Annotated in this window: 14 protein-coding genes and 1 tRNA gene; 9 read left to right on the top strand and 6 right to left on the bottom strand. The window is 47.7% G+C overall.

Annotated elements, in window-relative coordinates:
- Positions 1-68: 68 nt before the first annotated feature.
- A complete protein-coding gene (locus tag FO447_RS12745; RefSeq protein WP_118201736.1) occupies positions 69-428 on the bottom strand; it encodes a four helix bundle protein in 360 nt (119 codons plus the stop codon).
- A 69-nt stretch (positions 429-497) separates the two neighbouring features.
- On the bottom strand, positions 498-1,724 hold the full coding sequence (locus tag FO447_RS12750) for a nucleoside recognition domain-containing protein (protein ID WP_200756657.1): 1,227 nt from the start codon (positions 1,722-1,724) through the stop codon (positions 498-500).
- Positions 1,725-2,078: 354 nt separating this feature from the next.
- Here FO447_RS12750 and FO447_RS12755 point away from each other — a divergent pair, with 354 nt between their 5' ends.
- Positions 2,079-3,062, top strand: a complete 984-nt coding sequence (locus FO447_RS12755) for a cation diffusion facilitator family transporter (RefSeq protein WP_437182717.1) — start codon at positions 2,079-2,081, stop codon at positions 3,060-3,062.
- A 145-nt stretch (positions 3,063-3,207) separates the two neighbouring features.
- Here FO447_RS12755 and FO447_RS12760 read toward each other — a convergent pair whose 3' ends face one another.
- Positions 3,208-5,265 carry a TonB-dependent receptor plug domain-containing protein gene (locus FO447_RS12760; protein ID WP_200756659.1) on the bottom strand — a complete coding sequence of 686 codons (2,058 nt, stop codon included), beginning with the start codon at positions 5,263-5,265 and terminating at the stop codon, positions 3,208-3,210.
- Positions 5,266-5,646: 381 nt separating this feature from the next.
- Between FO447_RS12760 and FO447_RS12765 the strand changes: the two genes are divergently transcribed.
- From FO447_RS12765 to aat, 4 genes are all read left to right on the top strand, one after another.
- Positions 5,647-6,153: a flavin reductase gene (locus tag FO447_RS12765; protein ID WP_006849242.1), complete on the top strand. Its 507-nt coding sequence runs from the start codon at positions 5,647-5,649 to the stop codon at positions 6,151-6,153.
- 10 nt (positions 6,154-6,163) lie between these two features.
- Positions 6,164-6,466: an ATP-dependent Clp protease adaptor ClpS gene (locus tag FO447_RS12770; RefSeq protein WP_117729418.1), complete on the top strand. Its 303-nt coding sequence runs from the start codon at positions 6,164-6,166 to the stop codon at positions 6,464-6,466.
- A 110-nt stretch (positions 6,467-6,576) separates the two neighbouring features.
- The gene (locus tag FO447_RS12775; RefSeq protein ID WP_437182718.1) at positions 6,577-8,811 is read left to right on the top strand and encodes an AAA family ATPase; all 2,235 of its coding nucleotides are present in this window, start codon (positions 6,577-6,579) and stop codon (positions 8,809-8,811) included.
- A 43-nt stretch (positions 8,812-8,854) separates the two neighbouring features.
- A complete protein-coding gene (gene aat, locus FO447_RS12780) occupies positions 8,855-9,520 on the top strand; it encodes a leucyl/phenylalanyl-tRNA--protein transferase (protein ID WP_200756663.1) in 666 nt (221 codons plus the stop codon).
- 110 nt (positions 9,521-9,630) lie between these two features.
- Here aat and pafA read toward each other — a convergent pair whose 3' ends face one another.
- From pafA to FO447_RS12795, 3 genes are all read right to left on the bottom strand, one after another.
- Entirely contained in the window at positions 9,631-11,241 is a 1,611-nt protein-coding gene (pafA, locus tag FO447_RS12785; RefSeq protein WP_200756665.1) for an alkaline phosphatase PafA, read from the bottom strand.
- An 81-nt stretch (positions 11,242-11,322) separates the two neighbouring features.
- Positions 11,323-13,293 (bottom strand): heavy metal translocating P-type ATPase, encoded by a 1,971-nt coding sequence (locus FO447_RS12790; protein WP_200758586.1) that lies wholly within the window; start codon positions 13,291-13,293, stop codon positions 11,323-11,325.
- A gap of 396 nt (positions 13,294-13,689) precedes the next feature.
- A tRNA-Ile gene (locus FO447_RS12795) sits at positions 13,690-13,763 on the bottom strand.
- A 172-nt stretch (positions 13,764-13,935) separates the two neighbouring features.
- On the opposite strand from FO447_RS12795, the gene FO447_RS12800 reads away from it, so the two are divergent.
- The 4 genes from FO447_RS12800 to FO447_RS12815 all read left to right on the top strand — a co-directional run bounded on the left by FO447_RS12800 (position 13,936) and on the right by FO447_RS12815 (position 19,415).
- A complete protein-coding gene (locus FO447_RS12800) occupies positions 13,936-16,575 on the top strand; it encodes a calcium-translocating P-type ATPase, PMCA-type (protein WP_200756667.1) in 2,640 nt (879 codons plus the stop codon).
- Between the two features lie 39 nt (positions 16,576-16,614).
- Entirely contained in the window at positions 16,615-17,553 is a 939-nt protein-coding gene (locus FO447_RS12805) for a bifunctional riboflavin kinase/FAD synthetase (RefSeq protein ID WP_200756669.1), read from the top strand.
- Between the two features lie 51 nt (positions 17,554-17,604).
- On the top strand, positions 17,605-18,438 hold the full coding sequence (locus FO447_RS12810) for a CPBP family intramembrane glutamic endopeptidase (protein ID WP_200756671.1): 834 nt from the start codon (positions 17,605-17,607) through the stop codon (positions 18,436-18,438).
- A gap of 80 nt (positions 18,439-18,518) precedes the next feature.
- Positions 18,519-19,415 (top strand): hypothetical protein, encoded by an 897-nt coding sequence (locus FO447_RS12815; RefSeq protein WP_200756673.1) that lies wholly within the window; start codon positions 18,519-18,521, stop codon positions 19,413-19,415.
- Positions 19,416-19,918 lie beyond the last annotated feature (503 nt).

Below are 19,918 nucleotides of genomic sequence, written 5' to 3' on the forward strand. Positions count from 1 at the left end.
TAAAAGGGTAAAAAGGTAAAAAGGTAAAAGAAAGCTTGATTCTCTGCCTTTTCGCTTTTTACTTTTGTTTATTGATTATTTTTTTGTTTCAATTTATTGATGATATTTACGAGAGTTCCTATGATAGTCTTAACATCATTGGATATTGATTCGTATTGTTCTGTTGTTATATAATTGCTTTCTTGAAGTAAATCCAGCCAATATTGAGTTTCACTTGCTTCTTTTAGGGAGATGCTAAGTTTGCTTATATAATCTGGTGTACTTTGAGCATAAGTGCTTTCTGCAATGTTTGCTCCAATGCTTGTACCACATCTGTATATTTGTTTAGACATAACGAATTCATGTTTCTCTTCTTTGAGGAAAACATAGAGTTTGATTATTCGTATGGCAAACTTTTTGCTTAATTCATAAATGACATTATTGCCCATATTTTCATTTTTTAGATGAATATATAATCTAAGTCTTTTTTACCTTTTTACCCTTTTACTTTTTTACCTTTAAAAGAAAAGGTATGCTATAGCGATTGCTGCGATGACTCCTGCCAAATCGGCAAGCAAGCCGCAAGCCACAGCGTGGCGGGTATTCCTGATGCTTACGCTTCCGAAATATACAGCCAATATATAGAAGGTGGTGTCGGTGGAGCCCTGGAAGATGCAGCTCAATCTGCCCACAAACGAATCAGGACCATAGTTCTTCATCGCCTCCAGCATCATGCCTCGTGCGCCACTTCCCGACAGCGGTTTCATGATGGCGGTAGGCAGGGCGCCTACGAAATCGGCGTTCAAGCCGCATTGTTCTACCGACCACGAAATGCCTTGAATCACCATATCCATCGCTCCCGAAGCACGGAACACGCCGATGCCCACAAGGATAGCTACGAGATAAGGGATAATCTTCACCGCCGTAGTAAAACCTTCCTTCGCTCCTTCGATAAATGCATCATAAACATTCACTTTCTTCCAGAATCCCGCCAGGATGAAACAGAGGATGATGCCCAGGAGAATCATATTCGAAGCCAGGGTAGTAACTGTATTCATCGTATCCTTGTCCATCTGTCCGAATCCCCAGATGATGATGCCTACGAAGGCGCACATTCCCAACAGAGTAGCGAGCAATACCGGCTGCAGGATGTTGATGCGCTGCCAGAGCGAAGTGATGATGATTCCGGCAAGCGTAGCCACGAGCGTAGCCATCAGGATAGGGATGAAGACATCCGTAGGCTGGGCTGCTCCATAGGAGGCACGGAAGGCGAGGATGGTGGTAGGGATGATGGTGAGTCCTGAGGTGTTCAGAACCAGGAACATGATCATCGGGTTCGTCGCCGTATCCTTCTTCGTGTTGAGTTCCTGCATCTGCTGCATCGCTTTCAATCCTGTAGGCGTCGCCGCATTATCGAGTCCCAGCATATTCGAAGCGATATTCATGAAGATGCTTCCCATCACCGGATGGTTCTTCGGAATATCAGGGAAGAGACGGGTGAAAACCGGGCTGAGTGCTCTTGCCAACACATTCACAACTCCCGCCTTCTCTCCAATCTTCATGATGCCAAGCCAGAGGGCGAGCACGCCCGTCAGTCCGAGAGAAATCTCGAAGGCATTCTTGGATGAGTCGAAGGTGGAATCTACAATCTTCTGGAAGATAGTCGTATCTCCCATTGCCAATCCGATGAGTGCGAAGATGAACGCAATCACGAAAAATGCTATCCAAATGTAATTTAAAACCATAATTGTTTCATCTTGCGGTTTTTTCAACCGCTTTTATTGTGATAATGTTCTTGTCACAGAATAATATAATACCTGATAATCGGGTGCAAAAGTACAACTTTATCACAAAATTCCAAAGAAATTCGGACTGAAAATCACAAAATTCCTATTGTTTTAAGGCGTTTTATCACAAAATTCCATGCTTTTCTCTCTTCGCTATCACATTATTCCCTATTCGTTATACTTTTTTAATCTCTCTTTTTATCCGATTTCAGAAAAAAGATGTACTTTTGCCGCTCAATTCATGAAAGACAGGAATTTGGTTATACAAAAACATTATTAAGGAAGCAAAGGACTTCTGTTATATTTTATAGTATGGACAAGAATGAGAGAATATATAACGAGCAAGAGATGCCCGCAGAAACGAAAAAGAATCATTCCGCAGATGCGGATAGAGTAAAGGAAGTATATAAGGTGACGATAGCGGGAAGCATCATCAATGTGGTGCTGCTCGTACTGAAGTTTGCTGCAGGTATTCTCGGACATTCTGCAGCCATGATAGCGGATGCCATCCACTCGCTCACCGATTTCGCTACCGATGTGGTGGTACTGGTATTCGTTAAACTGGGCAATAAGCCGATGGATAAGGACCATGATTATGGTCATGGCAAATACGAGACGCTTGCCACAGCCATCATCGGCATTTCGCTCTTCGTGGTGGGTGTGATGATCTGTTATTCTGGTGTTACCAAGACCTATCGTGCCATCTGCGGCGAGACACTCCAGCAGCCGGGCGTTGTAGCCTTGATTGCTGCCATCGTAAGTATCGTGATGAAGGAATGGGCTTATCAGTTTACGGTTAAAGCCGGAAAGAAATATCATTCCGAGGCTGTAGTGGCGAATGCCTGGCATCATCGCAGCGATGCTTTATCAAGTATCGGAACGATGTTCGGTATAGGCGGCGCCATTATCCTGGGAGAAAAGTGGGCCGTGCTCGATCCGCTTGCAGCCATCATCGTGAGTGCCTTCATCATCAAGGCCGCCTGGGGACTGGTGATGCAGTCTGTGAAAGAACTGACGGATGCCAGTCTTCCAGAAACTGAGGAAGATGAAATCCTGAAGATTGCAAATGAAGAAGAGGGAGTGGGAGAGATTCATAACCTGCGTACCCGTCGCATCGGAAACAAGATTGCGATAGAAATGCACGTCCGCATGCCGGGTTCTCTTTCGCTTTATGAGGCGCATGAGCATGCTACTCATATAGAAACAAAACTGAAGCAGCACTTCGGGGCAGATACCCATGTGGGAATCCATCTCGAACCGATAAAAGTGAACGGAAAATATCAGAAACCGGAATAACTGAAATAAAAGGAAATAGCTGGAATAAAAGGAAACGAGCCTTGACGGTAGGATGAATCCTCCATCAAGGCTCGTTTTTTTATTTGATATCCGAATCGTGTTTCGGATATTTATCATCTTTTGGGATGATTATTGTCAGATTATATTATCGGCCGAGATTTACGCTGGCTCCTGCCATAATCCACAAACCTGGCTGCTTAACAGCTGTGAGGTCGTAGTAGCGGTGGCAAGTGATGTTGTCGGCTTTCACGAAGATATTGTATTTCTTCTCGTCCCACATCAGTTTGCAATCTACCTTGGTGTATGGATGATAGCCATTCATTCTCTGCTGCCATCTTACGCTCCACGAAGCTGAAAGCTTGCTCCAGATCTGATGATCCAGCCCGAATACTGCCTTGTGCTTCAGATACTCCAATGCATAGAGTGATTTCAGAATGTTTGTCTCGGTCTTATGATCCTGATAAATGTAAGCATAACCCAACTTGATGCGGGTAATGAAACTGTTTGGTACCAACTCTCTCATGTAGATAGTAGCATCTACGTTGTAGCCCATGTTGTTGAGCTTTCCGATGTTCATCACGTGATACTTGCTGTCATTCTGCTCGGTCACGGATGTCTGAACCCAGTCAATCATGTTGGTGCCGTGTGCGTAGAATCCGCTAACGGTTGCTGCAAAACCAGTCTGGCGATATTGAGTTCCCACCTTGAAGGTTGAGTTCTTTTCCGGGTTCAGGGTGAGGTCGCCCTGCTGCACCGCATTACTCATATATAAGTCGGTGTAGGTAGGCATTCTCAATGCCTTGTTCCAGGAAGCGTAGAACTTCCAGTTGTCGTTAGGACGATAACTCATATCCACACCAGGATAGAAACGGAAGTCGTTGTCAAGACCTGTATTCTTGTTTGCCAAGACACCAGCCGACAAGGTGAAGCCGCCGAAGATGAAGTTGTGCTCCAGCATGATGTTGGTATTGGTGCGCTCGCCCTTTCGGGTATATTGACGATCAGAACCCGAGATATCTTTATAGTCTTTCTCTGCGAGTTCCTCGCCCAATGCAGTAGAGTAGATGCACTCCTTGCTGATGTCGAAACCCACTGCGGTCTTACCCAAAGCCCAAGCCACGTTGGCATTCAGTCCACCACCATAAACATCTAGGTCGTGATAGTTCTCGCCTGCTGCAGCTCCAGCCTTTCCACGAATCAGCTGATAGTGATCCTTGAATTTGTTATAATAGAATTGAGGCGCAATCTCCCAGGTCTTCTCCTGGTTGTGCAGACTCAGGTTGAGCGAAGCCAGACCGTGGTCTGTCTTCTCATATTGGTTGTTATATTTGGCGCTGTAGAAAGTATTGGCACCATAGCTCTGGCTAGCAATACCCAACTGGGCGTTGATGTCGAAACGCTGGTCGTAAGAGAACGAGAGATTGCCGTAGCCCTGTCCCTTCTCGAAATCGCTGTTCTCCGTGCCGCCATCCGAGCGCTTGTAACCTCCGCTTACAGAATAAGCCTGGGTCCACTTGCCCGTTTCAAAAGCTGTTTGAATGCGTCCCTGTGCTCCGAAACTTCCAAAGCTTCCGCCTTCTACACTTGCAGATACCCCCTCACTCTTTGCCTTCTTGGTTACGATGTTGATGGCACCATTGAAGGCTGAAGTTCCGAATAAGCGCGATGCTGCCCCCTCGAGCACTTCGATGTGGTCGATGTCAGAAAGAGCTACAGGAAAATCAGAAGCATTGTGACCAGTCTGAGGATTGGAAATGTTGACGCCATTCAAGAGAATGGTAATCTGGTCGAAGGTTCCACCATTGATGGAGATATCCGTCTGAACACCAAAGCCACCACGCTGACGGACATCCACGCCGGTAGCTAATTTCAATACATCGTTGATAGTCTGCGCAGCCGCACGATGAATATCGTCGTGGGTAATGACAGACACAATCTTAGGTGACTGCTCTACAGTCATCGGCGCACGAGATCCGGTAACGCTCACCGCATCCAGCTCGTAAGCCTTTCCGCCCTTGTAGAGGGTAGAATCAACCTTGGCTCCCTCTGTGCTTACGCCTGCTGCCTTAGCATGGCTCAGGGTAGCAACGCTGAGTGCACCAACAAGTACCTCTCTTCCCAAAACTGCGAAGAGTGAGTAGTTCTTGTTAGAGAATCGGTTGAACTTCAAGCTGTTGCGCTTGTTGAAAATTGTTTTGTACATTAAATTAAATGTTTATAAATGAATAATAAATCGAAGCCTTCCGCCTTCCCGGCTTTCGGCATTCGGGGTGCAAAGGTACTGCCTTTTGGGCAACTGACAAAATAAAATGTGAATTATTTTTTCAACTGCCGATGCAAAGTTAATGTAAATCAAGGTCGGTTTCCTACCTCACAAATCGTATTCAATTCAGCCTTCTTGTGGCATAAAAAAGTATTAATTAGGCATAATCCTCAATAGGGTGATGCGATTTTCTTAAAGAAACATTCGCTTTTTCAGATTATTCTTGTATCTTTGCAGTTGATATGGGCAGCATTCAGCAATCAGAATACTGCTGTCGCAATTTTATGGTAATTAGAAATTAAAAAGAAAGGAACAGATAAGATGGAAAAGATCAACGTAAAAGAACTGAATGACAACGTCTTCGAGACTATTGGTAAGGAGTGGATGCTGGTATGTGCCGGCAACAAGGATCATTTCAATATGATGACCGCCTCTTGGGGCTGTTTGGGATGGCTTTGGAACAAGCCGGTGGCTGTGGTCTTTATCCGTCCGGAGCGTTTCACCCACGGCATCATCGAGGAGAATGAATTCATGACTCTCTCTTTCCTCGGCAACAGCGAGGAGGCTCGGAAGATTTATAACTTCTGCGGCTCTAAGAGCGGACGCGATTTGGATAAGGTGAAGGAAACAGGACTGATTCCTGTAGAAACTGATAACGGCAGCATCGCCTTCGAGCAGTCACGACTCACCCTGGAATGCCGCAAACTTTATAAGGACAGTATGACCGCCGAGAAGTTCCTCGACAAGGACCTGCTCCAGTGGTATGGTGCCAAGGGTGGATTCCACGATGTTTATGTTGTGGAGATTACCAATGCTTATAAAAAATAAGAATTAAAATATGGCTCAAGAACAAACAGCAATTCGTGAACGCCAGAAAACCAGGTTCAAGGAGCCGGGGCGTTACGTGGTAATGATGTTCAACGACGACTTCACGCCGATGGACTTCGTGGTAGAAATCCTCGAATCTATCTTCTTCAAGTCGCAGGCTGAGGCTGAAGCAATCATGCTCAAGGTTCATCACGAAGAGAAAGCCGTGGTGGGCACCTACAGCTATGACATCGCCAAGAGTAAAGTGGAGAAAGCGATGGAGAAAGCCCGTACGCAGAAGTTTCCGCTTAAACTCACTTATATGCCGGAATAGGCGTTGATTTCGGGGAAATATCCCCAATATATGCTAAGAAAAAGAAAGGAAAGAATAGAATGGATAGTATGGGATTAACCCGATATATGAGTGTTCTGATGGACGATGCCATGAAGCAAGCCCGGTTCTTCGATCACGAGTTCGTGATGCCTGAGCACATGCTGCTGGCGTTGCTCAGGCAGTATGCATTCTGTCAGGCGCTGCAGGAAGAAGGCGTAGACAGCCTCAAGATGCACGAAGACTTGGTGGGATGGCTCGCCAAGCAGGAGCGTGTGCCTGAAACCATCAAGTATCTGCCAGAGCCGTCATCGCTATTCAAGACCATGTTTGGAACAGCGTGCGCCCTGGCTGCTGCAGCCGACAGACAGCTTGTGAATGTACCCCATTTTGTGCAGGCGATGTTTGGCTTGCAGAATTCAGAAGCCGCCTTCCTGCTGTGCAAGAATGTGGGCGACCGGCAGGGCGAGTTCCTGGCGAGCGTTGACAGTTATTATCCTATTGGAGAAGATACTGGAGAGGCTGGCATGGGCATGGGAGCAGACTTTGATGATGACGATTATGCCAACGAGTATGACGACGACGAGGAAGAAGGCAGAAGACAGGTTGTACAGGATTGGCATCAGCTGGTTACCTGTATTTCTGACAAGGTAGAAGAGCACAATCCGCTCATCGGAAGAGAACAGGAACTGGACAGAACCATCCAGGTGCTCTGCCGTGCCGAGAAGAACAATCCGCTCCACATCGGAGAAGCCGGAGTCGGCAAGACTGCTCTGGTCTATGGTCTTGCCAAACTCATCAACGAAAACCTGGTTCCTGAACGCCTCAAGGGGGCTCGCATCTACGGCATGGATATGGGACAGATGCTTGCCGGTGCCCAATATCGCGGCGACTTCGAGAAACGCATCAAGATGGTGATGGAGGGAGCCGTGAAGGAAGGCAATACCATTATCTACATCGATGAGATTCATAATATGATAGGTGCCGGTCGTGGCTCAGATGGCGGACCTGATGCATCCAATATGCTGAAGCAATATCTGGAGGCAGGCGATATCCGTTTCATCGGCTCTACCACCTACGAGGAATATAACCGTTACATGGCTCAGAGCAAGGGCATCGTGCGCCGGTTCCAGCAGATAGATATCAAGGAACCTACCGAGGAGGAGGCTATCAAGATATTGGAGGGCTTGCAGTATAAATACAATAAGTTCCACAATGTAACCTATCGCAAGGACGCCCTGGAATATGCCGTGCGTGCCAGCGCCAAATATATCAGCAACCGCTGTCTGCCAGACAAGGCCATCGACCTGATGGATGAGGCGGGTGCTTATCTGGAGGTGCATCCGGTAGAATCTCGCCAGCGCTCTTACGTTACCAAGTCTATCATCCAGCAGATTCTGCTTAAAGTCTGCAAGATTGATGCGGCTGCGATGAAAGATGAGAATAACGATGCTCTGGCTACGCTCCGCCAGCGCATACTCGACAAGATTTACGGTCAGGACAAGGCTGTAGACAAGGTGGTTGAGGCTGTGATGATGGCAAAGGCGGGATTGACAGATGATGACAAACCATTGGCTTCGCTCCTCTTCGTGGGACCTACCGGAGTAGGAAAAACCGAGGTGGCACGACAGTTGGCCAAGGAACTCGGCATCGAACTGGTACGCTTCGATATGAGTGAATATACCGAGAAGCATACCGTGGCTAAGCTCATCGGTTCTCCAGCCGGATATGTGGGTTATGAAGATGGCGGTCTCCTGACCGATGCCATCCGCAAGACGCCAAACTGTGTACTCCTGCTCGATGAGATAGAGAAGGCGCATAGCGATATCTACAACATCCTGCTCCAGGTAATGGACTATGCCCGTCTGACTGATAACAAGGGTCAGAAGGCTGATTTCCGTAACGTGATTCTCATCATGACCTCAAATGCCGGAGCACAATATGCTTCACGGGCTAGCGTAGGTTTCAATGGAAACGTAAGTCGTGGCGAAGCAATGCTGGCACAGGTGAAGAAGACTTTCAAGCCTGAGTTTATCAACCGACTTTCCGACATGGTGGTGTTCAACGATATGGATAAGCACATGGCAGAGCTGATTCTTGCCAAGAAACTTCGTCAACTCGATGCGAAACTGGCAGCAAAGGGAGTTACCGTAACGTTAACCGATGCTGCGCGTGAACAGTTGCTGAAATGGGGCTTTACCAAGGAATATGGTGCTCGCGAGATGGACCGTGTCATCGGTAACCGCCTGAAACCGATCCTGATGAAGGCGCTGCTCTTCGGCAAACTCAAGAAGGGTGGCAAGGCGCATGTCGACTTTGACGGAAAGGAACTGGTGATTAATTATTAGAATGAAAGTCTAGTCAAGAATATTCTTGATAAAAGATAAGCGTATGATATTACAGATAGATGATACTGCGGACGAGATTTACTTTCCCGATCCGCATTATGGCGATGAGGATGGATGCTTTGCGATTGGTGGCGATTTGAGTATCGACCGCCTGTTGCTGGCTTATAGCAATGGCATCTTTCCCTGGTATAGTTTCCGTGACCAGCCTGAAATACTCTGGTTCTGTCCGATGAAACGTTTCGTCATCTTCCCTGATGAAATCCACATCAGTCATTCCATGCGTACCCTGATGAGAAAGAACCGATACAGCGTAGGAATCAACGAAGATTTCGATGGCGTGATACGGGGATGCAGCAAGACCAACGGACGGTATTGGGAAGATGGCGCATGGCTGGGCGAGAACATCATCCAGGCATTTACTGCTCTCCATAAGCAGGGCTTTGCGGTGAGCGTAGAGGTATGGGATAATGAAACCGATGAACTGGTGGGGGGACTTTATGGTGTCACCATCGGCAAGGTTTTTATAGGAGAAAGCATGTTCTCCAGGGTTCCGTCAGCTTCTAAGATTGCCCTCATCTTCCTTGCCAGATACTTGCAGGAGCACGGTGGCAAGATGATAGATTGTCAGTTGGAGACTCCTCATCTCAAATCGATGGGTGGCAGATATATTTCTTACGAGGAATATATGAAGATTATGAACGAAGAATAAGAGATGTTCTTCTCGGAATAGAAGAACATCTTCTTTTGAATAAAAAATAAAGGCTAGGTTCCCGGAATCGTGAACCTAGCCTTTGTTATTATCTGTCTTTTTGCTTTTTATTAGAATATCGGTGTGCCGATGCAGCCGTTAGGTGCCTGAATATGCAGCATCGCACAAACGGTAGCGGCAATATCTGTCATATAGTGAGGTTGGGCACTCTCGCCGTGCTGGATGCCCCAACCCATAAACAGACAAGGAATATGGATATCGTATGGATTCCATGCTCCGTGGGTAGTTCCCTTGCTGCTGTAATAATCGTAGTGACCTGGTTTCAGTACAATCTGAACACCTCCGCTGCGCTCGCGGTTATAACCGTTAATGGCGCGGAACTTCAGCTCTTCAGGGATGCTCTCGATAGAGGTCTTCTCCATGTCGAAGGCATAGTGCACGTCCTTGTCTTTCTTCAGTCTGTCTACTACCACCTGCTTGATGGCTGCGTAATCCAGACCGAGTTCCTCGATGATGTCTGTATTGAAGAATACCTGATAGTTCATAATGGTCTTTACTAGGTCCTTGTCGGTGTTGAACTTTGTCTTCAGACTCTTGTTCAATTCATCTACCAGTCCCTTCTTGTTCCAGATGCCGGCAGGGATTCGTTGATCCTGCAGGAAGGTAGCGTTGTTCACGCCTCCATGGTCGGCGGTGAGGAAGGTGAGATAATTTCCCTTGCCCACGGTCTGGTCGAGATAAGCGAAGAAATCTGCCAAAGCCTTATCTAATCTGAGATAGCAATCCTCTGTTTCGATAGCGTTTACGCCCACCTGATGACCGATGTAATCGGTGCTTGAGCAGCTGATGGTCAGCAAATCAGTATCTGTGTTTCTACCCAGATTTTCTCCCTCAATGGCAGCCTTGGCAATATCGAAAGTCAGGTTGCAGCCGAATGGGGTACTGCGGAGAATCTTGTAACCATGCTTTTTATATAAGGTAGGTAGATCGAGTGGCAATACTGCCTTTTCGCCTTCAACAATTCCATTCTCGTAGTTGTTGTCATCGCTGGTGCTCTCCTTATAGGAATCGATAGGGTAGAGCGTCTCCCATTTCTTGGAAAGATACTTGTTTGGGAGTTTCTGCTTGTTGAACTTGTTCACCCACTCAGGCAACTTATCCATATAGAAAGTACTGGTGATGAACTTGCCCGACTTGTCATCAAACCAGAAAGCGCCATTGGCGTGATGGCCCGCAGGGAGGATGGATGTTCTGTCTTTCAAGGCTACACCAATCACCTTAGAGCGGTTGTTGGTAGCCAGACGGAGTTCATCGCCGATGGTGGTTACCCACAAATTGCGAGGCGACATCTTGCCAGCCTTGCTGTCAGAACCTACCGGGTTGACGGTATCGTCGGCAGTACAATACACTACCTTTCCATCTTTCACGAAGTTATTTCCTGCAATTCCGTGGATGGAAGGAACGGAACCGGTCCAGATAGAAGAGTGACCGATGGCTGTAACCGAAGGGATGTAAGGAATCTTGCAGTTTTCTACGCTGAATCCTTCTCCGAGCATTCTCTTGAATCCGCCTTCGCCGTAGCGGGCGTAGTAGCGATAGAGATAATCCCATCGCATCTGGTCGATAACGATGCCTACAACGAGCTTAGGGCGTTGAGGCTGAGCCTGTGCAATGCCGCAGAAGCAGCAGAGTACGAAGATGAGTTTGATAATCTTATTCATAGTCAAAATGTCTTTTTTATACATAACCATTCAGTATTGTATATTAAAATTCGGCTGCAAAGATACAACTTATTTTGGTATTTAACGATAAAAAAGACGATTTTTACCCAAACTTCTCATGGCGTTCAATACTGCCAGTACCGTAACACCTACATCGGCAAAGACAGCCATCCACATGGTGCCGAGACCAATGGTGGCGAGAATCAGTACGGCAACCTTCACTCCGATGGCAAATATCACGTTCTCGTGAGCGATATGAATGGTTCTTCTGGCTATCTTTACGGCAAGGGCAATCTTTCTAGGGTCATCATCCATCAGTACTACATCGGCAGCTTCGATGGCTGCATCGCTACCCAGTCCACCCATGGCAATGCCCACATCGGCACGCTTCAATACAGGGGCATCGTTGATGCCATCGCCTACATAAGCGAGCGTCTTGCCTGCTGGTTTTGTCTTCAGCAGTTGTTCTACATGCGAAACTTTGTCGGTTGGCAGCAGTTCTGCGCGGCACTCGTCCAGTCCCAGTTTGTGGGCAACATCTTCTCCCACTTCTCTTCGGTCACCCGTCAGCATTACCGTTTTCTCTACTCCCAGTTCTTTCAGCTCTCTGATGGCATGGGCGCTTCCTTCCTTAAGGGTGTCGTTGATTACAATATGTCCCGCATACTTGCCATCAATGGCGACGTGGATGATGGTTCCCACCTGGTTGCAGTCGTGCCATTGGGCGCCGATGTTTTCCATCATCTTCTTGTTGCCCACGCAAACCACCTTGCCGTTCACTTTGGCACGGATACCTTGTCCTGCAATTTCCTCTACATCGGTCACCTCGCAGCCATCCGTTGCTTCTTGCGGGAAGGCAGTACGCAGGGCTGCGCCGATAGGATGAGTGGTGAAATGCTCGGCATGAGCTGCCAGATGAAGCAGGATTTTCTCCTTGTCAGAATATTCGCCAATATGTACATTATCTGCATCGTGGGATGAATGGTCTGGGCAGGAATCATCAGCATGAACAGCTGCCACGGCAAACTCTCCGTGGGTCAGAGTTCCGGTCTTGTCGAACACAACGGTTCCCACCTTGGCTAAAGCATCCATATAGTTGCTGCCCTTGATGAGAATACCGTTCCGGGATGCTCCGCCGATGCCGCCAAAGAAGGTGAGGGGCACGCTGATGACCAGGGCGCATGGACAGGAAACTACCAGGAATATCAAGGCGCGGTTGAGCCATAATGGGAAGTTCTCGCCAAAGGTTCCTTCGCCAACGATTCCCGTAGCTGCCAGGAATGGAGGAATAACCGCCAGGGCAATGGCTGCGAAAACAACGATAGGAGTATAGACTCGGGCGAAACGGGTGATGAAAGCCTCGCTCTTCGACTTGTTCTTGTCTGCACTCTCTACCAGCGCAATAATCTTGGATACGGTACTTTCGCCAAAACTCTTGGTGGTGCGTACACGAACTACTCCTGAAAGGTTGATGCAACCGGACATGATAGTATCGCCTTCATTCAAATCCCGTGGCATACTCTCACCTGTCAGGGCAATGGTATTCAAGGCTGAGCTTCCCTCAACAACAATACCATCCAGAGGCACTTTCTCTCCCGGACGGATTACGATAGTTTCTCCTATCTTGACGTCTTCCGGCGAAACGGCCTCTATTTTTCCGTTTCTTTCAACATTCGCTACATCCGGTCGGATATTCATCAGATGCGAAATACTGTCGCGGCTCTTTCCTTCCGCATATCCTTCGAAGAGTTCGCCCACCTGAAAGAAGAGCATCACAAAGACTGCCTCCGGAAATTCTGTATCTGATCCAGGGAAGAATCCGATGCAAAAGGCTCCGATGGTTGCGATAGCCATCAGGAAGTTTTCGTTAAACATATCGCCCTTGGCAATGCCTTCTGCAGCTTCGCCCAGCGTCTCATGTCCTATTAATAAATAAGGAATGAGATAGACGAGGAGCAACTGCCAGGTAGCCAGACTGTATTCCTTTTCGATGAAAACAGCGATAATCAGGAGGATGATGGTTGCTCCTATCAGAAAAAGTTTGGATTTCAAACCGCCTTCTTCATGGTGATGATGGTGGTGGCAACCGCACTCCTGATGCTCATGTTCTTCTGTGCCGCATGAGCAATCATAATGATGTTCATGATGATGTTCATGATGATGTTCGTGAGAATTTTCACAATGGCATTCATGATGATGTTCGTGAGAATGTTTCATTTCTTCCATAATTTGCAATACTTTTAGTTCTATATAATCAGGAACATTCAGTTCCTTTTTCTATTTCGGTTGCAAAATTACAAAAAGGTTTTTGCAACTTGGTTGCAAAAGCTCCAAATCGCCCTCTTAATGTTTTTTTTGTTTACGCAAAAACAAATAGATCAAATTCAAGCAAACCAGCAACGAAAAAAGCAGTTAAGCTACAATAGCTTAACTGCTTGATTTTCAGTGTGGACCAGCTAGGGCTTGAACCTAGGACCTCCAGATTATGAGTCTGTTGCTCTAACCAACTGAGCTACAAGTCCGTTGAATTTTTATCAAATTCGAGTGCAAAGATACTAGATTTTGGGCAAATAACCAAATAAAATCTTAAAAATTTTCTTAGAATCAGAAAAATAGCGTATCTTTGCACCAAATTATGTGCGCACACGTGCGTATGTACTTATTAATCGTACAAAAAAGAATTTCTATTCAGAAATGGACATAGACAAAAATAGAAGAATCGGTCTTACCGATGAACAAGTTAAACAGAGTAGGGAACAGCATGGCAAGAACGTGCTCACCCCTCCTCAACGTACTTCATTATGGAAACTGTATTTGGATAAATATCGCGACCCGATTATCCAGATACTTCTTGTGGCGGCTTTCGTATCCCTCATCCTTGCTTTTATCGAAAAGAATTTCATGGAGACCATCGGTATCTTCGTGGCTGTTTTCCTTGCTACTACCGTGGGCTTCTACTTTGAGCGCGATGCTGCTAAGAAGTTTAATCTGCTTACGGCGCTCAGCGAAGAGCAGCCGGTTAAGGTGCGCCGCAATGGTAAGGTGATGGAGATTCCGCGCCATGATGTGGTGGTGGGAGATGTAGTGCTCGTGGAAGTGGGCGACGAGGTGCCTGCCGATGGCGAACTCATCGTCTGCAACGACCTGCAGATTAATGAATCTACCCTTACGGGCGAACCCGTTGCCGAGAAATCTCTGGAAGGCGGTGGCGATGGAGCCTATCCTCGCAACGTCATCCTCCGTTCTACCATGGTGATGAATGGCAGGGGCGAGTTCGTGGTTACTGCCGTGGGCGATGCTACCGAGATTGGTAAGGTGGCGAAGAAATCTACCGAACAGACTTCGGTGGAGACACCGCTTCACATGCAGCTCGATAAGTTGGCTAAGATGATTTCCAAGGTGGGCTCCGTAGTATCTGTGGCAGCCTTCTTCATCTTCCTGATTCACGATATCCTCACCAACCCGGCATGGGGCGGCAAGGATTATTTTTATATGGCAGAAATCGTGCTGAAATACTTCATGATGGCTGTTACCCTGATTGTGATGGCGGTGCCGGAGGGATTGCCGATGGCGATTACCCTTTCTCTGGCGCTCAATATGCGAAGAATGCTGAAGTCGAACAATCTGGTGCGCAAGCTTCATGCCTGCGAAACCATGGGCGCCGTTACCGTGATCTGTACCGATAAGACCGGTACGCTTACCCAGAACAAGATGCAGGTGAGTGCTCTGGAACTCAAGCAGGGCGATGAGGCGCTGCTTGATACTGCCATCGCCCTCAACTCTACAGCCGAGTTGAATGACGGCAAACCTATCGGAAACCCTACCGAGTCGGCTCTCCTGCTCTGGCTCGATGCCCAGGGCAAGGATTATGAAGAACTCCGCAAGCAGGTGAACGTGCTCAAGCAGTTGCCTTTCTCTACCGAGAGAAAGATGATGGCAACCTTGGCAGAAGTTGATGGCGAGACCTATCTCTTCGTGAAGGGTGCGCCTGAAATCGTGATGAAGAAATGCATCATCGAAGATAGAATGCTGAGACAGTCAGCCGAAGAACTCGATGAGTGGCAGCATAAGGCAATGAGAACCCTGGCGTTCGCCTATAAGAAGATAGAAGCTTCTATCATGAGAACATCCAGAACCTCTACTGCCGAAGTGGTAGCACTTCTTGATGCCAACGACCTTCAGTTGCAGGCCATTGCAGCCATTGCCGATCCTATCCGTCCGGATGTTCCTGCTGCCGTGCAGGAGTGCCGCCATGCGGGTATCGAGGTGAAGGTGGTTACGGGTGATACGGCTGCCACCGCCTTGGAGATAGGCAAGCAGATAGGTGTCTTCGAAGATGAACCTGAGAATATCGGAGCAGATGGCTCTCTGACTTCGCTCGAACAGCAGATGATTACGGGTGAACAGTGGGAGGCTCTTTCTGACGAAGAGGCTTACGAACGGGCGAAGGATATCCGAGTGATGAGCCGTGCCCGTCCTACAGATAAGCAGCGACTGGTGGCGATGCTCCAGAAGCGTGGCGAGGTGGTTGCCGTAACAGGTGATGGTACCAACGATGCTCCGGCACTTCACTATGCTCACGTGGGCTTGTCGCTGGGGTCGGGAACTTCCGTGGCTAAGGAGGCTTCGGATATGACCCTGCTCGATGATTCCTTCAAGTCTATCGCCAACGCCGTGATGTGGGGACGCTCGCTCTATCGCAACCTGCAGCGCTTCCTCTTCTTCCAGTTGGTAGTAAACGTGGCAGCCCTCTTGCTGGTGCTTGGCGGATCTGTCATCGGAACTGAAATGCCGTTGACGGTAACCCAGATTCTTTGGGTGAACCTTATCATGGATACCTTCGCAGCCCTGGCACTTGCCTTATTGCCTCCATCTCATGAGGTGATGAAGGATAAACCACGCAAGGCATCCGATTTCATCATCAACAAGAGCATCGGTTTCGGCATTCTGTTCTGCGGCATCGTCTTCTTCCTCGTGATGTTTGCCCTACTGGTTTACTGCGAGCGCAGAGGCAAGGGTGGAGTAGATGTGCATGAACTGACCATGTTCTTCACCACCTTCGTGATGATTCAGTTCTGGAACCTCTTCAATGCCAAGGCGCTGATGAGTCATCACACCGCTTTCCGCCATTTCCTGAAGGATAAGGGAATGATTCTGGTGCTTGTACTGGTATTGGTGGGTCAGTGGATTATCGTAACCTTTGGTGGCGAAATGTTCCGCACCACACCATTGTCGCTCCACGAGTGGCTGCTCATCATCGGCTCAACATCCGTTGTACTTTGGGCGGGCGAGCTGTGGAGAACTTTTAAGAGAATGATAGCAAAGAGAAGATAACCCACAGGGGATTCTTCTGATATGAACGATTAAGATAGAATGAATACAATACATTATAACGATACCGTGCAGTTGCAGCCTTGTGTGGCAACGATTGGTTTCTTCGATGGAGTGCATCGGGGACATCAGTTCCTGATTCATCATCTCGTAGAGACGGCACGAAAGGATGGCTTGCAATCCACCGTCATCACCTTCGATGCGCATCCCCGCAAGGTATTGCAGGCGGATTACCAGCCAGAGATGCTGAGTACGCTCGATTCCAAGCTGCTGCTGCTTTCGAAGACGGAAGTGGATAATGCTGTGGTGCTGCATTTCGACAAGGCGATGGCTGCGATGTCGGCAAGAGAGTTTATGCAGCAGGTGCTCCACGACCATCTCAACGTAAGGAAACTCTTCATCGGCTACGATCATCGCTTCGGTCATAACCGCGAGGAGACTTTCGAAGATTACGTGCGCTACGGCAAGGAGATGGGCATCGAGGTAATCAGGAACGAGGCCTTCCAGATAGATGGCATCAACATCTCTTCTTCTGTAATCCGCTCTTTCCTGAAAGAGGGAGAAGTGGAGATGGCTGCCCGGTGCCTCGGTTTCCCTTACACCCTCATCGGAAAGGTGGTGAATGGATTCCATGAAGGCAGAAAGCTCGGCTTCCCTACTGCCAATCTCGATATCTCTCACTTCGGACAGCTGATTCCTGCCCCTGGCGTCTATGCCGTAAGGGTAAGACTGGAGAATACGGTGGTATGGAAACGGGGAATGATGAATGTGGGCAATCGCCCAACCTTCAATGGCAGACTACTGACGCTAGAGACGCACATCTTCAATTTCGACGGGGATATTTATGACCAGCTCTTGCTCGTAAGCTTCGTGAAGCGAATAAGGGGCGAACAGAAGTTTGACAGTCCCGAGGAGTTGGCGGCGCAACTGAAAGAGGATGAGCAGACCGTGCTGGATCTCTTTGAAAAGGAAGCGGAATGATAGCGAGAATGCTATTAAACTATAAACGATTAATTATAAACAGTAAAAGCAATGGCAAAGATTAATTTAAAGAGAGGTTTGACGGATATCGTCCTCTACATGATTATATTTATAGTAGTACAGATTATCGTGATGTATGCTGGCGCAGGAATCTGGGCGGGCATTAAGGGCGAAGGTTACCAGGCAACGCTCCTGGCTATCAGTTCGGGCAGCAATCCTATCCTGATGGCGCTTACCTCAGCGTTCAGCAACGTTATCACCCTCGTCATCTTCCTGAAGACGAAGTGGACACCGCTGACCCGCGATTATCTGCTTTCCAAGCCTTGGGGCACGCTTCTCTGGGTGGCATTGTTCTCCCTGGGAACCATCATCCCCCTGTCGTTCCTCTATGAGCAGCTGGGCATCGAGATGGATGAGAATACCCAGCAGATATTCACCTCGCTGATGAAGGAGCCTTGGGGCTATGTGGCAGTCGGCATCCTGGCGCCTCTTGCCGAAGAGGTAGTATTCCGTGGAGCCGTTCTCCGAACTCTGCTGGGTCTTATGAGCAAGAAGAACCATTGGGTAGCCATCATGATTTCGGCTGCCATCTTCGGTCTGGCTCACGCCAATGTTGCGCAGTTTGTCAATGCCCTCCTGCTGGGCTTACTCCTGGGTTGGATGTATTATCGCACCAAGAGTCTTGTTCCGGGCATCCTGCTCCACTGGGTGAACAATACGATGGCGTATGTACTTGCCAATATCATGCCTCAGAGCGATGGCAAACTCATCGACCTCTTCCATGGCGATGAGAAAACCATGTATTATGCCGTAGGCTTCTCTCTCTGCATCATGATTCCAAGCTTTATACAGCTGATTATCAGATTAAAGAAGGTGAAGGCTTAAGAGATAAATAAACGAGTAAAAAGGTTACCTGGATGGGTAGCCTTTTTTCAGATATATAACCGGATAGATAAGTAGATTTTATGAAGATTATAGAAAGCTGTATCATAGGAAAGAAGAGCCCTGAGGCTTGTGAGGATGGAATGGTAGTTACCGATGATTTCATCGCAGTGATTGATGGCAGTACGAGCAAGACGCCGAAGCATCTCAATCCCGATATGAAGAACGGAAGATACGCCATGATGCTTATCTCGGAGTATATTCGTGAGGAGTTGAAAGCGGATGCCTCGGTAGATGATTTCTGCCAGGGTGTAACGGCGTATATATATAATAAGGTGTATGAAAAGCTTGGGGTGGAAGAGCGGTTGAAGGAGCATCCGGAAGAACGGCTTACCGCCTCGGCTATCCTTTATAGCCGGACAAGGAATGAAGTCTGGATGGTGGGCGATTGCCAGGCAATCATCGCCGGAAAGCTCTATGAGAACGGCAAACCTTATGAGGAGAAGATTGCCCGGAAGCGAGTAGAACTGATAGCGCAGGGCCTTTCGCCTGCTGAGGCTAGAAAGCAGATAGAGCCATTATTGATTGAGGCGATGCTTTCGGGTCAGAACCAGACCTATACGGTTATTGATGGATTCCCTATCTATCGGGAGGGAGTGAAGGTTGTCTCTGTTTCAGATTCCAGTTCTGTTCAGGATTCTGTTTCATCATCAGATTCTTGTTCTGTTCAAGATCCTGTTTCCTGCTCAGGCTCCGCTTCTGCATCAGATACAATTCCATCTTCTTCCTCCGAGATAGTATTGGCGAGCGATGGCTATCCGTTCCTGAAGCCAATCTTGGCAGCGAGCGAGGCGGCATTGGCAGAGCAGATTGCCAACGACCCTCAGAACATCCATTCCTTTATCGCCACCAAGGGCATCGTAGAGGGTAATAAGAGCTTTGATGATAGAACTTATATTCGATTTGTTTATTGCCAGTAAATAAAAAACCGTAGATTTATTTATTGGCAATAAACAAAAATGGCTGATTCCGCCAGAAAAAAATAACATGGACAAATTGAATTTGTCCGGTTTGTTTGTCTGGAGGCTTGTAACTACCCAATAATCAGTAGATTATGAGCTTTCGGACAATTTGTCCGGACAAATTCAATTTGTCCGTGTTATTTTTTTAGCATGAAATGACAAGTAATGGCAAGGATTTCTATCCGGCAAGCGATGTATTCCCAAGAAGAAAACGATGACTTCTGCACCGAGAAACGGTGAGTTCTGGAGGAGAAAACTATGAGTTATTTTTATTAACATAAAGCTCTAAAGCAGTCAAAGGAGAATAAGAGAGGTTGGAACGTAAACAGTTGGGAATGAGTAGATTTGCACAAAGTTGCCAAATCGGCATAAAGCAAGCGAGTGAGGAATATTGAAGTAGTTCAGTTACTAAATCGTGAGCCACAGTTACCTATGCAAAGCAGGTAACAATGCGGAAAGGC

This window comes from Segatella copri, from assembly GCF_015074785.1.
Lineage (GTDB): Bacteria > Bacteroidota > Bacteroidia > Bacteroidales > Bacteroidaceae > Prevotella.

Coding starts and splice junctions, on each gene's coding strand:
- FO447_RS12800 (WP_200756667.1), top strand. CDS start 13,936: ATGGACATAGACAAAAATAGAAGAATCGGTCTTACCGATGAACAAGTT.
- FO447_RS12760 (WP_200756659.1), bottom strand. CDS start 5,265: ATGTACAAAACAATTTTCAACAAGCGCAACAGCTTGAAGTTCAACCGA.
- aat (WP_200756663.1), top strand. CDS start 8,855: ATGATATTACAGATAGATGATACTGCGGACGAGATTTACTTTCCCGAT.
- FO447_RS12805 (WP_200756669.1), top strand. CDS start 16,615: ATGAATACAATACATTATAACGATACCGTGCAGTTGCAGCCTTGTGTG.
- FO447_RS12815 (WP_200756673.1), top strand. CDS start 18,519: ATGAAGATTATAGAAAGCTGTATCATAGGAAAGAAGAGCCCTGAGGCT.
- FO447_RS12750 (WP_200756657.1), bottom strand. CDS start 1,724: ATGGTTTTAAATTACATTTGGATAGCATTTTTCGTGATTGCGTTCATC.
- FO447_RS12770 (WP_117729418.1), top strand. CDS start 6,164: ATGGCTCAAGAACAAACAGCAATTCGTGAACGCCAGAAAACCAGGTTC.
- FO447_RS12810 (WP_200756671.1), top strand. CDS start 17,605: ATGGCAAAGATTAATTTAAAGAGAGGTTTGACGGATATCGTCCTCTAC.
- FO447_RS12765 (WP_006849242.1), top strand. CDS start 5,647: ATGGAAAAGATCAACGTAAAAGAACTGAATGACAACGTCTTCGAGACT.
- FO447_RS12775 (WP_437182718.1), top strand. CDS start 6,577: ATGAAGCAAGCCCGGTTCTTCGATCACGAGTTCGTGATGCCTGAGCAC.
- pafA (WP_200756665.1), bottom strand. CDS start 11,241: ATGAATAAGATTATCAAACTCATCTTCGTACTCTGCTGCTTCTGCGGC.
- FO447_RS12745 (WP_118201736.1), bottom strand. CDS start 428: ATGGGCAATAATGTCATTTATGAATTAAGCAAAAAGTTTGCCATACGA.
- FO447_RS12755 (WP_437182717.1), top strand. CDS start 2,079: ATGGACAAGAATGAGAGAATATATAACGAGCAAGAGATGCCCGCAGAA.